Annotated in this window: 12 protein-coding genes and 1 pseudogene; 6 read left to right on the top strand and 7 right to left on the bottom strand. The window is 69.3% G+C overall.

From position 1 onward, the window contains the following. Positions 1–78: 78 nt before the first annotated feature. The 3 genes from HV824_RS12260 to HV824_RS12270 are packed head-to-tail and all read right to left on the bottom strand — an operon-like array spanning position 79 to position 5,418. Complete coding sequence (locus HV824_RS12260) at positions 79–2,073, bottom strand: acetyl-CoA carboxylase biotin carboxylase subunit (protein ID WP_176423341.1); 1,995 nt, start codon at positions 2,071–2,073, stop codon at positions 79–81. A 14-nt stretch (positions 2,074–2,087) separates the two neighbouring features. Beyond that, positions 2,088–3,704, bottom strand: a complete 1,617-nt coding sequence (locus tag HV824_RS12265) for an acyl-CoA carboxylase subunit beta (RefSeq protein ID WP_176419413.1) — start codon at positions 3,702–3,704, stop codon at positions 2,088–2,090. Positions 3,705–3,708: 4 nt separating this feature from the next. Continuing rightward, complete coding sequence (locus HV824_RS12270; protein WP_176423342.1) at positions 3,709–5,418, bottom strand: acyclic terpene utilization AtuA family protein; 1,710 nt, start codon at positions 5,416–5,418, stop codon at positions 3,709–3,711. 65 nt (positions 5,419–5,483) lie between these two features. On the opposite strand from HV824_RS12270, the gene HV824_RS12275 reads away from it, so the two are divergent. Together HV824_RS12275 and HV824_RS12280 are read left to right on the top strand one after the other, a co-directional pair. Then, on the top strand, positions 5,484–6,152 hold the full coding sequence (locus HV824_RS12275) for a TetR/AcrR family transcriptional regulator (RefSeq protein WP_176423343.1): 669 nt from the start codon (positions 5,484–5,486) through the stop codon (positions 6,150–6,152). A gap of 46 nt (positions 6,153–6,198) precedes the next feature. Beyond that, a complete protein-coding gene (locus HV824_RS12280) occupies positions 6,199–7,077 on the top strand; it encodes an SDR family oxidoreductase (protein WP_163779422.1) in 879 nt (292 codons plus the stop codon). Positions 7,078–7,242: 165 nt separating this feature from the next. On the opposite strand, the gene HV824_RS12285 is transcribed toward HV824_RS12280, so the two are convergent. The 3 genes from HV824_RS12285 to HV824_RS12295 all read right to left on the bottom strand — a co-directional run bounded on the left by HV824_RS12285 (position 7,243) and on the right by HV824_RS12295 (position 11,803). After that, positions 7,243–7,821, bottom strand: a complete 579-nt coding sequence (locus HV824_RS12285) for a hypothetical protein (protein WP_176419410.1) — start codon at positions 7,819–7,821, stop codon at positions 7,243–7,245. A 61-nt stretch (positions 7,822–7,882) separates the two neighbouring features. After that, positions 7,883–8,347, bottom strand: a complete 465-nt coding sequence (locus HV824_RS12290) for a macro domain-containing protein (RefSeq protein ID WP_163779424.1) — start codon at positions 8,345–8,347, stop codon at positions 7,883–7,885. A gap of 48 nt (positions 8,348–8,395) precedes the next feature. Further along, entirely contained in the window at positions 8,396–11,803 is a 3,408-nt protein-coding gene (locus tag HV824_RS12295) for an amidohydrolase family protein (RefSeq protein WP_176419409.1), read from the bottom strand. A 163-nt stretch (positions 11,804–11,966) separates the two neighbouring features. On the opposite strand from HV824_RS12295, the gene HV824_RS12300 reads away from it, so the two are divergent. From HV824_RS12300 to HV824_RS12310, 3 genes are all read left to right on the top strand, one after another. Beyond that, positions 11,967–12,968 (top strand): hypothetical protein, encoded by a 1,002-nt coding sequence (locus tag HV824_RS12300; protein ID WP_176419408.1) that lies wholly within the window; start codon positions 11,967–11,969, stop codon positions 12,966–12,968. A gap of 69 nt (positions 12,969–13,037) precedes the next feature. Next, positions 13,038–13,490 (top strand): PaaI family thioesterase, encoded by a 453-nt coding sequence (locus HV824_RS12305; protein WP_163779430.1) that lies wholly within the window; start codon positions 13,038–13,040, stop codon positions 13,488–13,490. After that, on the top strand, positions 13,487–13,951 hold the full coding sequence (locus HV824_RS12310) for a PaaI family thioesterase (RefSeq protein ID WP_176419407.1): 465 nt from the start codon (positions 13,487–13,489) through the stop codon (positions 13,949–13,951). The genes HV824_RS12305 and HV824_RS12310 overlap by 4 nt, the downstream gene beginning before the upstream one ends. Before the next feature lie 355 nt (positions 13,952–14,306). Here the strand turns inward: HV824_RS12310 and HV824_RS37365 are convergent, their stop codons facing one another. After that, the gene (locus HV824_RS37365; protein ID WP_255207982.1) at positions 14,307–14,549 is read right to left on the bottom strand and encodes a hypothetical protein; all 243 of its coding nucleotides are present in this window, start codon (positions 14,547–14,549) and stop codon (positions 14,307–14,309) included. 329 nt (positions 14,550–14,878) lie between these two features. Here HV824_RS37365 and HV824_RS37370 point away from each other — a divergent pair. Continuing rightward, positions 14,879–15,019: pseudogene (locus HV824_RS37370) on the top strand (helix-turn-helix domain-containing protein); the annotation flags it as partial. Positions 15,020–16,198 lie beyond the last annotated feature (1,179 nt).

Consider the following 16,198-nt stretch of genomic DNA (forward strand, 5'->3'; position numbering starts at 1 on the left):
AAGACGCGCGGTCAGCGCTCCCATGCACAGCGCCCCTGGTGTCGCCCCCCTTTCGTTCAGGGGGAGACATCTCTTCACTCAGGAAGCCTTCTCCGCCGCCAACGCGACCAGGAGCTGCTTCGCCTTCACCTGGCTGCCCACGGACACGTTGAGCTCCGCGACGGTGCCCGTGACGTCCGCCACCACCTGGAACTCCATCTTCATGGCCTCCAGCACCACCAGCACGTCCCCGGGCTTCACCGCCGCGCCCACCTGCGTGTCCACGCGCAGGATGCGCCCGTCCATGGGCGCCGCCAGCCGCCCACTCCCCACGCCGTCGGACTTCGACGGCGGCCGGAACGTCACGTCCGTCATGGCGTGCGCGCCCGCGCCCGAATCCAACCACAGCGTGTCCCCGTCCCGCAGGTAGCGCGCGCGGCCCCGCGTCCCGGCGCAGGCGAAGTCGAGCACGCCCGCGGACAGCCCCAACACGGACACGTCGAACGACGCGTCCCCCACGGCCACCTCGTACCCCTCCGCGGACACGGGCTGGACGGTGACGTGCTCCTCCGCGCCACGGCTCGCGAGCTTCATCCGCACGGGGTGACGGTGCGCCGTGTTCCAGTTCAGCAAGGACGCATCCAGCCCCGCGGTGTCCGCCAGCGTCAAGGCCTCGTCATGGAAGAGCAGCGCCGCCGCCAGCGCCCGCGCCTTCGCGTCCGCCTGGTACAGCGCCTTCACCTCCGACGCCGGCGCGTGCTTCGCGATGAACGCCGTGTCGTACTCCCCCGAACGGAACGCCGCGTGCTCCAGCACGTACAGCAGCAGGTTCTTGTTGGTGGTGACGCCGAACACCGTCAGCTCGCGCAGCGCCTCCACCAGCCGCCGGCGCGCTGTCTCCCGGTCCGGGCCGTGCGCAATCACCTTCGCCTGCATGGAGTCATAGAAGGGCGGAACCTCCTGCCCCGCCCGCACGCCGTGGTCGATGCGCACGCCCTCGCGCACCGGCGGCGCCCACGCCAGCAGCCGCCCGGCCTGGGGCGCATAACCCTTCGCCGGGTCCTCCGCGCAGAGGCGGACCTCGATGGCGTGCCCCGACGCGGCAAGCTGCTCCTGCGTCCGAGGCAGCGGCTCCCCCGCCGCCACGCGGAGCTGCCACTCCACCAGGTCCAGCCCGGTAATCAGCTCCGTCACCGGGTGCTCCACCTGGAGCCGCGTGTTCATCTCCATGAAGTAGAAGTCACCACTGGGCGCCAGCAGGAACTCGATGGTCCCCGCCCCCCGGTAGCCAATGGCCCGGGCCGCCGCCACCGCCACCTCGCCCATGCGCGCGCGCAGCGCCGGGCTCACCGCCGGTGACGGGCTCTCCTCCACGATTTTCTGGTGCCGGCGCTGCACCGAGCAGTCCCGCTCGCCCAGGTGCACCACGTTGCCGTGCGTGTCCGCGAAGACCTGGACCTCCACGTGCCGCGCGTCAATGACGGCCTTCTCCAGGATGAGCTCGCCGCTCCCGAAGGCGTTCGTCGCCTCCGAGCGCGCCGCGCGCAGGGCCGCCCGCAGCTGCGACGCCTCATCCACCCGCCGCATGCCGCGCCCGCCGCCGCCCGCCGCCGCCTTGACCATCAGCGGGAAGCCGATGCGCTCGCCCTCCACCGCCAGCGCCTCGTCATCCAACTCAGCGGCCTCGTAGCCAGGGATGCAGGGCACGCCCGCCGCAATCATGCGCAGCTTCGCCTGACGCTTGTTGCCCATCAGGGTGATGGCCTCGGCCTCCGGGCCGATGAACACCCGGCCCGCGTCGTGGCAGGCGCGCGCGAAGTCCGCGTTCTCCGACAAGAAGCCGTAGCCCGGGTGGATGGCCTCCGCGCCGGACGCCTTCGCCGCCTCCAGAATCTTCCCGATGACCAGGTAGGACTCCTTCGCCGGAGACGGGCCAATGGCCACCGCCTCGTCCGCCGCCAGCACGTGCGGCGCGGCGCGGTCCGCCTCGGAGAACACCGCCACGGTGCGGTAGCCCAACCGCTGGCACGTCCGAATCACCCGGACGGCAATCTCGCCACGGTTCGCGATGAGGACCTTCTTGAAACGCTCCATCGTGTCCGCTCCTCTCACAGCCGCGCGACGCCGAACGTGTTGGGATGGACCTGCCGCCGCTTCGCCTCACGGCACACCGACAGCGCGAACCCGAGCACCCGCCGCGTGTCCCGCGGGTCGATGAGCCCGTCGTCGAACAGCCGCGCGCTGCAGTTGAACGGGTGTGACTCCTTGTCGAACTGGTCGATGATGGGCTGGCAGAACGCCTTGATTTGCGCCTCGTCCACCACCTGTCCCTGCCGGGCCAGCTTCTCCCCGAAGACGATGGACATCACCTTCGCCGCCTGCTCGCCGCCCATGACGGCGGTGCGTGAGTTGGGCCACCCGAAGATGAAGCGCGGATGGAACGGACGGCCGCACATGCCGTAGTTGCCCGCGCCGAACGCACCGCCAATCAGCACCGTGAGCTGCGGCACCGTCGCGTTGGCCACCGCCTGAATCATCTTCGCGCCGTGCTTCACGATGCCCCCCTGCTCCGGCTGCGTGCCCACCAGGTAGCCCGTGGTGTTCTGCAGGTAGAGGATGGGCGTGTCCTTCTGGCAGCACAGCTGGATGAACTGCGCGGCCTTCGTCGCGCCCTGGGGCGAAATGGGCCCGTTGTTGCCGATGATGCCCAGCGGGTGGCCGTACAGGTTCGCCCAGCCGCAGACGGTGTGCGCGTCGTATGCGTCCTTGAAGCCAGTGAACTCCGAGCCATCCACGATGCGCGCGATGACCTCGCGGCAGTCGTAGGGCTTGCGGTAGTCCACGGGCACGGCGCCGCAGAGCTCGTCGGGCGAGTACACGGGCTCGGCGTAGGTGGGGCGCCCGGCGGGCGGGAGCTGCGCGTTCCACCCGAGCTTCGCCACGATTTCCCGCGCCACGCGGATGGCGTCCGCGTCGTCCTCCGCCAGGTAGTCCGCGGTGCCCGCCACCGTCGCGTGCATCTGGGCCCCGCCCAGCGCCTCGTCCGTGGCGACCTCCCCCGTGGCCGCCTTGAGCAGCGGCGGCCCCGCGAGGAACACCTTCGCCTTCTTCTTCACCATCACCACGTAGTCGGACAGGCCCGGCAGGTACGCGCCGCCCGCCGTGCTGGAGCCATGCACCACCGTCACCTGGGGGATGCCCGCCGCCGACAGCCGCGCCTGGTTGTAGAAGGTCTCCCCACCGGGGATGAAAATCTCCTGCTGGTACATCAGGTTGGCGCCGCCGCTCTCCACCAGCGACACCAGGGGCAGCTTGTTCTCCAGCGCCAGGGCCTGCGCGCGCAGCGCCTTCTGCACGCCCCACGGCGACGCGGTGCCACCCTTGATGGCGGAGTTGTTCACGAAGACGATGCACCGCACCCTGGACACGTAGCCGATGCCGATGATGCTGTTGCCGCCCGCCAGCGAGCCATCACTGTCGTCGTGGTAGCCATAGCCACACAGCGTGGACAGCTCCAGGAAGGGCGAGCCCCTGTCCAGCAGCAGCATCAGCCGCTCCCGAGGCAGGAGCTGCCCGCGCTTGTGGAACTTCTCCTTCGCCTGGTTCTCCGTGTTCCGGACCTTCGCCTCGATGGCGCGCAGCTCCGAGACGCGGGCCAGCATGTCCGCGCGGTTCGCCTTGAAGGACTCGGAGCCCGGGTCGATTCGCGAGGTGATTCGTGGCATCGGTCTACTCCTGTCCTTCGCGCAGCAGCGCCTCGGGGATGTCCATGTGCCGCGAGCGCAGCCACTCCCCCAGCGCCTTGCCCTGCGGGTCGAAGCGGGTGGACGAGGAGACCCCCTCCCCCAGCAGGCCCTCCACGACGAAGTTCAGCCCCCGCAGGTTGGGGAAGACATGCCGCTCAACGGCCAGCGGCGCGGTCTCCGGGAGCAGCTCGCGCAGCTTCTCCACGGTGAGCGCGTGCACCAGCCACCGCCACGCCGCATCCGTGCGCGCCCAGACGCCGATGTTCGCCGTGCCGCCCTTGTCACCGCTGCGCGCGGCGACGATGCGCCCCAGCGGAGCCCGGCGCGTGGGTCCGCCCGGAGTTGGCGGTGGCAGCGGAGGTGGCTCCACGGGCTCAAGCGCGCGCATCTCGTCGGGAGGAGGGGCGGCGGTGCGCGTGCCATCCTCGAGGACGGCGACATGCTCCACGCGTCCCGCTTCGACATAGGCCGGCGTGTAGACGCCATACGGCGCGCCGTCGGACGGAGGCGCCGTCATCGTGAAGCCCGGATAGCTGCCCAGCGCCAGCTCCACCGCCGCGCCGCTGAAGGCCCGGCCCACCACCTTCGCGTCCGCGTCCTTCACCACCACGCGCAGGAAGGCGGCGGCCTGCTCCTCGGTGGCCGCGTCCTCGCGGTCCGTCCGCGTGAGCATCCACTGGAGCTCCTTCGGCTTGCGCGTCAGCGCCGCCTCCAGCTGCTCGCGCGCCAGCCGCGCCTTCTCCTCGATGTCCAACCCCACCAGGATGAACGTCGCCTCGTTCCGGTAGCCTCCCAGGTTGTTGAGGCACACCTTCACCGTGGGCGGTGGCGGCTCGCCGCGTACGCCGGAGATGCGGACGCGGTCCTTGCCATGCGACGCCAGGGCGATGGTGTCGAAGCGCGCCGTGGCGTCGGGGCCCGCGTACCGCGCCCCGGTGATTTCATAGACGAGCTGCGCCAGCACCGTGTCCACCGTCACCGCGCCGCCCGTGCCCGCGTGCTTGGTGATGACGCTGCTGCCGTCCTCGTACAGCTCCGCCAGCGGGAAGCCGGGGCGCCGCGCGTCCAGCTCCGTGAAGAAGGAGAAGTTGCCGCCCGTGGCCTGCGTGCCGCACTCCAGGACGTGGCCGGCGACCATGGCCCCCGCCAGCCGGTCCCAGTCATCCACCTTCCAGCCGAAGTGCGCCGCCGCCGGGCCCACCACCAACGACGCGTCCGTCACCCGCCCGGTGACGACGATGTCCGCCCCGGCGCGCAGGCACGCGGCGATGCCCCACCCGCCCAGGTACGCGTTCGCGGTGAGCGGCGAGCCCAGGCCCAGCGCGTCCGCCCGCGCGGAGAGGTCATCTCCCTCCACGTGCGCCACATGCACCTTCACGCCCAGCTTCGCGGCGACCTCGCGCAGCGCGGCGGCCAGCCCCGCGGGGTTCAGCCCACCCGCGTTGGTGACGACCTTGACCTTCTTCTCCACCACCAACGCCAGGCATTGCTCCATCTGCTTCAGGAACGTCTTGGCATAGCCGGTGGACGGGTCCTTCATCCGGTCCCTGCCCAGAATCAGCATCGTCAGCTCGGCCAGATAGTCGCCAGTCAGGACGTCGAGCTGGCCGCCTTCGAGCATCTCCCGGACCGCGGAGAAGCGGTCTCCATAGAAACCCGAGGCATTGCCGACACGCAGGGGGGACGCGGACATGAGCTCTCCACTCGGCAGCAACCAAAGACGCGTGAGTCTGGGCAGGCGACTCTAAAAAAGCAAGCGTGCTTGCTTTTTTAATCCTTGGCTCGCATCCTGGCCGGGTGAGTGAGGCATCTGGCACGCCCGGCAGGCAGGAGCAGGAGCGCAGCCGCGTCACACGCCAGCGTCTGATGGAGGCGGCCATTGGCGCGCTCTCCGAGCTGGGGTGGGCGGGCGCGACCATGACGGTGATTGCCGAGCGCGCGGGCGTGTCCCGGGGCGCCTGTCAGCACCACTTCCCCACCCGCGCCGACCTGGTGGCCGCCGCCGTGGAATACGTGGGGCACCAGCAGGTGGAGGCCGTGCTGCGCAAGGCGGCCCAGCTTCCGGCCGACGCGCGCCGCACGGAGGCCATCCTCCACATGCTGGCCGGCATCTACCTCAGCCCTGTCTTCACGGCGGCGGTGCAGCTGTGGGTGGCCGCCGTGGCGGACTCGGAGCTGCGCGCGCAGCTGGCTCCGCTGGAGGCCCGCGTGGGGCGGGAGTTCCACCGGCTGACAGTGCGGCTGCTCGGCGTGGATGACAGCGTCGCGGAGGTGCGCGAGCTGATTCAGGGCACGCTCGACCTCATCCGGGGGCTCGCGCTGGCCAATCTGCTGAGGGACGACAGCGCGCGCAGGAAGAAGGTCCTCCACCGCTGGGCGCTCACCCTGGACGAGGCCCTGAGCGTCCGGCGCATCCGCGGGGGCTGAAAACCGCTGCAGGTTTCACGAAAGACCTCCACATCAGGAGCTGACCATGGGCTACCGCTCTCTCTTCGCACCGGGCTGTTTCAGCAACCGCACCCTCGTCGTCACCGGCGGCGGCAGTGGCATTGGCCGCTGCACCGCGCACGAGCTGGCCGCGCTGGGCGCCAACGTCGTCCTGGTGGGCCGCAAGCCCGACAAGCTGGAGGCCGTCGCGCGGGAAATCCAGGAGGACGGCGGCAAGGTGTCCTTCGAGGTGCTCGACATCCGCGACGAGGAGGGCGTGAAGGCCACCGTGGCGCGCATCATCGCCGCGCACGGCCCCATCCACGGCCTGGTCAACAACGCGGGCGGGCAGTTCCCCTCGCCGCTGTCGGCCATCTCCAAGAAGGGCTTTGACGCGGTGGTGTCCACCAACCTCACCGGCGGTTTCCTGATGGCGCGGGAAGTCTACCTCCAGTCCATGAGCAACCATGGAGGCGCCATCGTCAACATGCTCGCGGATTCGTGGGGCGGCATGCCGGGCATGGGGCACTCCGGCGCCGCGCGCATGGGCATGCTCAACCTGACGCAGACGGCCGCGGTGGAGTGGGCCGCGTCCGGCGTGCGCGTGAATGCCGTGGCGCCCGGCTGGGTCGCCTCCAGCGGCATGGACAGCTACAAGGACGAAGGCGTGCGGGCGATGATTCCCCTCCTCAAGAAGGAGGTGCCGCTCCAGCGACTCGCCACCGAGTCCGAGGTGAGCGCCGCCATCGTCTTCCTGCTCACCGACGCCGCGGCCTTCATCACCGGCGAGGTCATCAAGATTGACGGGGGCGCTTCGTGCAACACGAAGATTTTCCCGCTGGAGGAGACCACCGCCTCCAAGCCCTACGAGGGCTTCCACCGCGCGGCGGCGCCGCGCATCCTCGGCGGTGAGTCGAAGGAGTAGGAACAACGCCCCGCCTCCGCTCGCACCGCACCGCGCGGAAGCGGAGGCTGCCATCTCAGAGGCCGTCCGGGTAGCAGCAGCCGGAGGTTGAGTGCCTCCGGCCGCTGCACTTCTGTGCGACTTCTCAAAATGGAGCAGCGCTACATGATGGGAACAGCGTGCTCCTCAGGCAAGCCGAACGACGCGGCACTTCTGGCACAGAGGATACTCGGCGATGAATCCACTGATCCTGGCCAGCATCTCTTCGTAACTGCGGCCATACATGTAGAGCGCCGTTTCCGTGGGCCCCTGCCAATAGCTATGAATCATGCCCTCTTCGCCCAGCAAGCGCTCGCATTCGTCGTGGACGTGATTGCTATCGCACGAGGCATAGACCTCCGCGGGCAAGTCCGAGCCGTTCAGGTAAAGTCCCAGCCCTTCGTGTGAGCCGAACGGAAACGAGCCTTCATCGTCGGGCAGGATGACCTCGGAGCCCTTCGGCGCCAGCATCTCCTGCACCACGTCAGCAACCTTCTCCGCCAGCTCGCGCGAGTAGTCATCAAGCTCGATTTCGATGTCGCAACGCTCGACCTCTCCATCCGGCGCCATCAGCGTTCCTCCGCCGGTGACGCGTGCGCCCAATCCCAGCGTTTCGGCAACCTCGTCGAAGGCATCCTCCAACTCGGCCCGGTGCATGGGTTGTAGCCGCGCATTCAACGAGAGCACGATGAGACCCGGCTTCTTCTTCTTGAAAAATCGAAGCATCACTTCAATCCTAAGGCGTTGGAACAGGTCAATCCTGGTCCCTGCATTCACCTGACGGGACCTATGGCCGGAAGCGCACGATGCGCACGTCGAGGGCGCCGGATTCCACGTCCAGGACCTGGCGCATCAACTCAAGCGCGCGCGCTTCATCAAAACTGCCGGAGCCCGCGCCAATGACAGGGAAGGCCACGGAGCGCAAACCCTGCTCGCCTGCCTTCGCCAGGGCATTGCGGACCGAGTCCTGGATGGAGCGCTCCGAGGCCCGCCAGAGCATGTTGATGCCCGCGACGTGGATGATGGCTTTGAATGGCAACCGCCCGGAAGAGGTCACCACTGCCGTGCCCAATGGCATGGGCCCTGCCTTCGCCACCTCACGGAAGGGCGCGAGCCCCGCCCGGCGCTTGATGGCGCCAGACACCCCCTGCGGCAGCAGCAGCCACCAGGGGATGATGTTCCGGTTCCAGGCATTGACGATGGCCTCCACCGGCTGGTCCAGCAAGTCGCCTTCGACAACGGAGACGGGCATGGCGCGGACTCTAGCGCCAGCCCGTCTCGAATGGGTGTGCCTGGGTGCTCAGTCACACTCGTGCGTGTGCGTGTGCTCCGTGGCCTTGGGGCTCCAGCCTTCGTTCCCGTCCTTCTCGAAGAAGAACTTCGCGCGCGGGCGCTGGCGCGTCCCGACCTCGTTGAGCGTGGCCGCGTCGTACAGGCGCCCGTTCACCATGGTGTACCGCACAGAGCGACTGTGCTTCAGGTCCTGCAAGGGATTTCCATCCAGCACGATGAGGTCCGCCAGCTTGCCCGCTTCCAGCGAACCAATCTCCCCATCCAGGCCCAGGTAGCGCGCCCCGCTCAGCGTCGCCGAGCGCAGCGCCTGCAGCGGCTTCATGCCGCCATGGCCGAACATCCAGACCTCCCAGTGCGCCGCCAGGCCTTCACGCTGGCCGTGCGCGCCCAACTGCACGCTCACGCCCGCGTCACTCAGCTCGCGCGCCACGGTAGCGGCGGCGAAGTGGTTGAACTCGTCGTCCGGCACGTGCATGGAGGGCCGGCGGCTGCGCGAGTCCACCACCCGGCGCGGGACGAAGGACAACAGGCGCTCGTCCTCCCACACGTTCGTCTTCTGGTACCAGTAGTTCTCACCCCAGACGCCGCCGTAGGCCACGCCCAGCGTCGGCGTGTAGCCGGTGCCGCTCTTGCCCCACAGCTGCTTCACGTCCGCGTAGATGCGCGCCACCGGAATCGCGTGCTCCACGCCGGTGTGCCCGTCCACCACCATCGTCAGGTTGTGCTGGAGCAGCGAGCCGCCCTCCGGCACCACCAGCATGTCCAGCTCGCGCGCCGCCTGGAGCACCTTCTGCCGCTGATCTCTTCGCGGCTGGTTGTAGCTCTTCACGCTGAAGGCCCCCATGGCCTTCATCCGCCGCAGGTGCGAGCGCGCGTCGTCCACCGTCTCAATGGGCGCGCGGTAGCCCGCGCCGGACGCGCCGTAGAGGATGGTGCCCGTGGAGAAGATGCGCGGCGCCACCACGCCGCCCGCCCGCGCCAGCTCACTGGCCGCGAAGACCTCTTCCGAGGAGTTCGACGGGTCGTGCAGCGTCGTCACGCCGAAGGCCAGGGAGGACGCGTGCACCCAGCTCTGCTCGGGCATCAGCCCATCCATGCCCATGGCCCCGTGCCAGTGCACGTCGATGAGGCCGGGCATCAACGTCTTGCCCTTCACGTCCACCACCTTCGCCCCGGACGGCACCTGCACCTTGCCCACCGGGCCCACGGCGACGATGCGGTTGTTTCGCACCACCACCACGCCCTGCTCGATGACCTCGTCCCCTTTCATGGTGATGACGCGGCCCCCCACCAGGGCCAGCGTGCCCTCCGGCACGTCAGCCTTCACCGGGAAGGAGATATCCACGCCCTTCTCCGGCGCCTCCGGCAGCTTCTCCGGCGCACCGTCAATGAAGGCGAAGCTCTCCTTCAGCGCGCGGGTGAAGAGCTCGGGCCCCAGCGCCCAGTGCAGGCGCTGGCTGTCACCGGACCAGTGCAGGTACTCACCCGCGTCCCGGCTCACCTTCGCCAGCGGCAGCGCCTTCGCGCCAGGCCCCACCGTGGCCGACTTCGCGCCCAGCGCGAAGGGGACGATGAAGGCGTTGAAGTTCTCCCGGAACGCCACCCACCGCTCGTCCGGGGAGACGCGCAGCTCGGTGGCCTCGGCGCTCGTCAGGTGCGTGCGCTCCTCGCTCCCGTTCAGCCCGATGCTCTTCAGCGAGCGCACGTCCTCCTTCTCCTTGCGCTCCACGTGCAGGAAGTAGACGCGGTCCGAGCGCGCGCCGAAGTGCGGCTGCTCCCCGTCACGCGCCAGGCGCTTCGGCGTGCCACCGCTCGCGGGCATGGCGAACAGGCCCGTGTTCCGGCTCCACAACCCGGGCATCAGGTAGCCGTCCCCGGACGCGCGGTACACCAGCGTCTTGCCGTCCGGGCTGAACGCGGGCTCCACGTAGTAGCCCGGCTGCTTCGTCAGCACCTTGCCCTCGCCTCCCGTGGCGGGCACCACGCGGAGGGTGCCCAGCTTCTCGTCGTCCCACGTCGTGTAGACGATGGAGCGCCCGTCCCGGGAGAACGACGGATAGAACTCCAGGTGGTCGTCCTGCTTCGTCAGGCGCCGGGGCGTGCCCGCCGGCAGCTGCTTCACGTACAGCTTGCCCAGCGACTGGTACACCACGCGGTCCCCCTTGGGAGACACCTGCACCCAGCGCAGCATCTTCGTGGAGAAGCGCTCGGGGGCCACCGCCTGCGGGCTGCGCACGGCCTCGAAAATCGTGCGCGTCCCCCGCACGCGGAAGGCAATGGGCGTCACCTTCTTCGTGGCCACGTCGATGCGGTGCAGCTTGCCGCCCGCCCAGAAGACAATCGCCTTGTTGTCCGGCGTCCACGCCATGCCCGGATACACGCCGTGAATGGCCCACGTCTCCTGCATGTCCCGGTCGAGCCCGTCGTACAGCGGGCGCTCCGCGCCGGACGCCACGTCGGTGACGTAGAGCACGCTCTTGGCGCGCACCCGGCGGACGAAGGCCAGCTGCTTGCCGTCACGCGACGGCGTGGGGCGGATGGCGCCGCCCGGGCCCGTGATGAAGGGCTCGATTTCCTTCGTCTCCAAATCCAATCGCTGGATGGCGTAAATCTGGCCGTTGGGGTCCTTGTTGTATTCGAAGGTCTTCCCCGGCGAGACGTCCTGGCTGAAGTAGACGTGGCGCCCGTCGGGTGAGAAGGCGGGCTCGCCCAGGTCCTTCTGGTCGTTGGTGCGCTCGGTGAGCTGCACGCCCTCGCCGCCGGCGCGGTGGTACATCCACACCTCGCCCGCGCCCAGCGAGCGACGCGCGGTGAAGTGCTTGCGCGCCACGATGAACTGCCCGTCCGGGCTCCACGCGGGGCTGTTGAGCAGGCGGAACTTCTCCTCCGTCACCGCCCGCGCATTCGAGCCGTCCCGGTCCACCACCCAGAGGTTGTCGCCGCCGCCCCGGTCACTGGTGAAGACGATGCGCTTGCCGTCCGGGCTGAAGCGCGGCTGCATGTCCCACGCGACGCCGGACGTCAGCGCCTTCGCTTCACCGCCGCCCATGGGCAGCACGTAGAGGTCCCCCAACAGGTCGAAGACGATTTCGTCTCCGCGCGGGCTGACGTCCACGTTCATCCACGTGCCCTCGGTGACGTCGATGTTCACCTGACGGGCGGGGAAGCCCGGCGCGTCCACCTTCCAGGCGTCCCCCCCTTCCTTCTCCGCCTGCTGCGCGGCTTCACCGGACGGCGGACGCGGGGCGTCTACCTCGGCGGCGCGGGCCGCGTCGCGCGCGGCGTCCTTCGTGTCGGGTGCCGGCCGTGGCGGGTCCTGCCGGACCACGGGAGGCTTCGCCGGAGCCTGCTGCGCGGCCATGGGCACGGCGGGCATCAGCAGGACGGCGAGGAGGGAGGAGGTCAGTCGTTTCACCAGAAGTCCTCATTGAGGGAGAAGCCGTGTGTCGGGTGGCGGAGACTATCCGGCCCCGGGGGGCTGTTGGATGCCGGCCGAGAACAGGCGAACAGGCGAGCCTCTTCCGGGCCGTGTAAGCTCACGCCCGTCGAGCAGCACTGATTCCGAGGGGGGAGTCTCCATGCAGACGCGTCAGAAGCTCGCCGTGCTCATCATCCACGGCATTGAAGTGGATGACCCGGGTCTCTACGACACCGCCGTGCGCCTGCTGCGCCAGCACTTCACGCAGCACGCGGGGGCCGGGCCGGACACACTCGCCGTCGAGACGGTGAACTGGGCCTCCGTGCTGGAGGGTGCGGAGAGGGACCTGCTCGCCCGCTACGCCCCGGCCGACGCGGACACGTATTGGAAATCCCTCTATGACAGCGTGCGCACGGTGAACCAGGGTCACGAGTCCGCGCTCGTGCCGATGATGCTCCGCCTGATGCGGCCGTCCCTGCGCGGCATGGACCTGCGCTACCCCGGCCTGCGGTGGATGCTGGTGCACTTCGTGGGCGACATCATCGCCTATCAGACGAACCCCGCCGACCCGGACGTCTACACGGGCATCCACCGAAAGGTCGCCGAGGCCCTGGGCCGCCTGCGTCAGCAGGCCGGTGACACCGCTCCGCTCTGCGTCATCGCGCACAGCCTGGGCAGCGTCATCGCCAGCAACTACTTCTATGACTTGCAGGCCCAGCGGCTGGCCGGGCGGGACATCATCGAGGAGACGGTGCGCGCGGCCCAGGGCAGCTCGCCCCTGGAGCGCGGCGAGACGCTCAGCCACTTCTACACGCTGGGCAGCCCCATGGCCCTGTGGAGCCTGCGCTATCCCCACGCGGAGCTCGACCAACCCCTGCAGGTCCCCGCGCCGGAGCTGGCACGCCACCATCCGGGGGTTGGTGGACGGTGGCTCAACTTCCACGACGAGGACGACGTCTTCGCCTGGCCACTCCAACCCCTCAGCGCCGCCTATCACGCCTCGGTGGAGGACCGCGCCGTGCGCGTGGCGGGCCCGCTCTTCTCGTGGACGCCCCTGGTCCACCCCTTCTACTGGTCGGACGACGGCGTGATGCGGGATATCGGCACGTCGCTCGCCGGCGCGTGGAAGCAGCTCTCCAGCGCGTCGACCGTGGCCGCCTAGCGCGGCGTTTCGGACGCCACGTCAAAACGCAGTGCGCCACGCGGCCCTGAATCTGGTATCGCGCCCCTCATGTCGGACGACTTCACGCTTCCCGAGGACAAGGCCGGGCGGATGGAGCGCTGCGCGGTCTTCTACACCGACGTCGTGCCCCACAACCACGCGCTGGGGCTGCGGCTGGTGGACGTCGGCGCCGCCGAGGCCACCGTCGAGCTGCCCTACGCGGAAAACCTCGTCGGCAACCCGGAGACGGGCGTCATCGCCGGCGGCGCGGTAACGACGCTCATCGACGCCACGTGCGGCACCGCCGTGTTCCTCAAGCTGGGCCGCTTCGCTCCGCTCGTCACGCTGGACCTGCGCATCGACTACCTGCGCCCCGCGCGGCCCGGCATTGTCCTCACCTGCGTGGCCGATTGCTACCGGCTCACCCGCCAGGTGGCCTTCGTCCGCGCGCTCGTCCACCAGGGCGACCCGGGCCACCCCGTGGCTTCCGCCCAGGGCACCTTCATGCGGACGGAGGAATGACGGCCATGTCCGAGTCCACGACGCCTCCACTCGCCGAGTTGGTGCGCCAGGTGCGCAAGACGCGCGAATACAAGCGCCTCACCGACGCCATCCCCTACACGCGCTTCATGGGCATCGGCGTGGAGAACCTCGCCGGCGAAATGCTCTGCCGCATGGCCTTCAACCCGAGGAACATCGGCAACAGCCTGCTTCCCGCCCTGCACGGCGGCACGCTCGGCGCGCTGCTGGAATCCGCCGCTGTCTTCGAGCTGCTGCTGCAGACGAACACCGAGCGCGTGCCGAAGGTCATCTCGCTCACGGTGGACTTCCTGCGTTCGGGCAAACCTCAGGACACCTTCGCCAAGGCGTTCATCACCCGCCAGGGCCGACGCGTGGCCAACGTCCGGGTGGACGCGTGGCAGGACGACCGCACGCGGCCCATCGCCAGCGCGCATGCGTTGTTCCTGCTGTCGGAGCCGTAAGCCCACCGGGTGTAGAGCCGCTGACGGTGGGATGCCATCAAAGCCCCTGAGACGCGCCACGTCGTGACGCGGCACGGTGATTTCGACGGGGGCCGGTTCGCCCACCGCGATGCGCTGGCGTCCAGGAACGACCAGCTCGCGCACCTCGCCGACGCGCACGGCAATCGGCGATGCGACCGGGCCTCTCGGCTCGCGGCGTGACAGCGTCAGACTGGAACAGAAAAGACGGTGTCCACAGGAGCACGCCCAGGCCCGCGCCCAATACCACCAGGCAAGCCGCTCCATCCCCTGGTCCTCCGCGACCACGAGCAGCGGCCTCGACAGCTTGAGCACCACCCGCCGCCCCATCCTCAAGTCATCCGCCGCGTACAGCACCGCCCATCCAGCCCACGCCCAGCACGCCCTGCAGCAGATAGGCTCCCAGGCGCGTCCCTGGCGGCAGGACCGGCTCCTCCCGCGCGCCCGGCAACGTCGCCGCGCCCGGGTCCCACCGCGTAAGCGCCTCCGCCCCACGCTCAACGGCGACTGCACCCGGCAGGGAGGAGCCGGACGCCACCAACACCCGGCAGTCCGCGCAACCGTCGAGGTGCGCTTCCACCACCGCCACCTTCCCCCACGGGAGCCGAGCCACTGGCGAAGGCCGCGCGCAGGTTTCTCATCCAGACATGCGGACATCGGAGGACGGTGCAACGCGTTCATGGCGCGCCTCGAATCATCACAGCCCGGTCCGCGCCGAACAGCCCACCCGGCGGGGGCGATGGCGCCACCCGGGTGTCCCCGCCCTCGGAGGCAGCGCCGCTGGCTCGCCGACCCGACCTCCCACCTCGTGTCAGCCCCTCCCTGTAGACAGGTCATCGTGGAAGGAACGTTCCTTCCAAGCGACGGCCGCGAAGGCAGGGGGATGGGCGGATGTACACGTTGGCGGAGATGCGCGCTTTCAGGCTGCGTGACGCGGCGGAGCTGCTGGCACAGCGGGGTTTCGACAACGTCCGGGCCGCGGAACTCGCGCGTGCGACACGGCTCTCGGTGGGCTCGCTGTACCGTTACTACGGCAGCAAGCAGGGCATCGCGCGAGCGATACGGACCCTCACCGAGCGCGAGCTGTCCTACACGGGTTTCGTCGCCTACCAGATGGCGGACGGTGATCCGCTGAGACAGGGGTTTCGCGACGTCTTCATCGCCTTCTGGCGCGAGTTCGCGACCTGGGCGCTGTTGCAGCCCCACCTCGTGGGCTTCACCTTCCTTCACAACCATCCGGACACGGACACACCCGGTGAGCATGACGGACGGACGCGCGCGCAGGTGCTGGAGGTCCTCGAACATGGCGAGCGCGAGAAGGTGTTTCCCGAAGGCCGCACCTGGCTCCATGAGTGCATGGTGTGGGGCGTGCTGTCGGAGCTCGTGCGCCGGGCGGGACGGGGCGAGGTCGTGAGCGAAGAAGACGTCGACACTGCCGCGGAGGCCCTCTGGAGAGCGCTCTCTTCAGATGAGCCCTCCAAGCCTCGAAGTGGTGGCAATCCGCCTCCGGGACGCGAACACGCGCATCCAATGCCCACGGCGGACACGTCAGCTCAGGCAAGCGTAGAGGTGGCGCCCATCGCATCGGCTGAACCGTCCCCAGCCACGATGAGCCCACGTGAGCAAGTGCTGCCCGAGCCCTTATCCGGCGCTGCCCCCGTGTTCACCAAGAGCGCGGCGGCAGGTGAAGCACCGCCCTCGTATGCGCCTTGTCCCAGGCCGGTTCCGTCGGAGCGAAGCGCTGGTTCAGCGGTGCCCACGCCCCTCGTCCCCGCGCGGAGGAACGCGGACGCCGTTCATGGCACATGGTGGCACCATGACCGCCGATACCCTGCATCAATCGGTGACGACGATGCGGTAGCTGCTGCGCTCGTGTTCGGGCGCCACCGCCACCCACGCACACGAAGAACCGGACGCGGCGCCCGTGGCGTTCAACCGGAAGGTGCTCCTCACACCCGAACATGCGCTGGCGGCCTTCCGGCAGACGCCTCAGTGGTCGCGGCAGGTGGAGATGACACCCCGCTTCGCCCGGGAGCTGCGCGCCCTGAAAGGGCTCTCCCTGGACCTGGAGGCCTACGCCAGGTGCACACGTCCACACTCGTCCTGTTGGGAGCGAACAGCCCGGAGGTGCTCCTGGCCCGGCCGTGCGCTGGCGCGGACGCTGGCCCACGTCACCGCGCCGGAATTGCTGGCGCGCGAGGTCTCCGCGTTCCTCCGCGAATCGCCCGC

It is taken from the genome of Myxococcus sp. AM009, from assembly GCF_013372605.1.
Taxonomy (GTDB): domain Bacteria; phylum Myxococcota; class Myxococcia; order Myxococcales; family Myxococcaceae; genus Myxococcus; species Myxococcus vastator.

Bases quoted from the DNA above. Each gene is read 5' to 3' on its own strand.
- HV824_RS12260 (WP_176423341.1), bottom strand. From the start codon at position 2,073: ATGGAGCGTTTCAAGAAGGTCCTCATCGCGAACCGTGGCGAGATTGCC.
- HV824_RS12310 (WP_176419407.1), top strand. From the start codon at position 13,487: ATGACGGCCATGTCCGAGTCCACGACGCCTCCACTCGCCGAGTTGGTG.
- HV824_RS12265 (WP_176419413.1), bottom strand. From the start codon at position 3,704: ATGCCACGAATCACCTCGCGAATCGACCCGGGCTCCGAGTCCTTCAAG.
- HV824_RS12290 (WP_163779424.1), bottom strand. From the start codon at position 8,347: ATGCCCGTCTCCGTTGTCGAAGGCGACTTGCTGGACCAGCCGGTGGAG.
- HV824_RS12285 (WP_176419410.1), bottom strand. From the start codon at position 7,821: ATGCTTCGATTTTTCAAGAAGAAGAAGCCGGGTCTCATCGTGCTCTCG.
- HV824_RS12305 (WP_163779430.1), top strand. From the start codon at position 13,038: ATGTCGGACGACTTCACGCTTCCCGAGGACAAGGCCGGGCGGATGGAG.
- HV824_RS12300 (WP_176419408.1), top strand. From the start codon at position 11,967: ATGCAGACGCGTCAGAAGCTCGCCGTGCTCATCATCCACGGCATTGAA.
- HV824_RS12270 (WP_176423342.1), bottom strand. From the start codon at position 5,418: ATGTCCGCGTCCCCCCTGCGTGTCGGCAATGCCTCGGGTTTCTATGGA.
- HV824_RS12280 (WP_163779422.1), top strand. From the start codon at position 6,199: ATGGGCTACCGCTCTCTCTTCGCACCGGGCTGTTTCAGCAACCGCACC.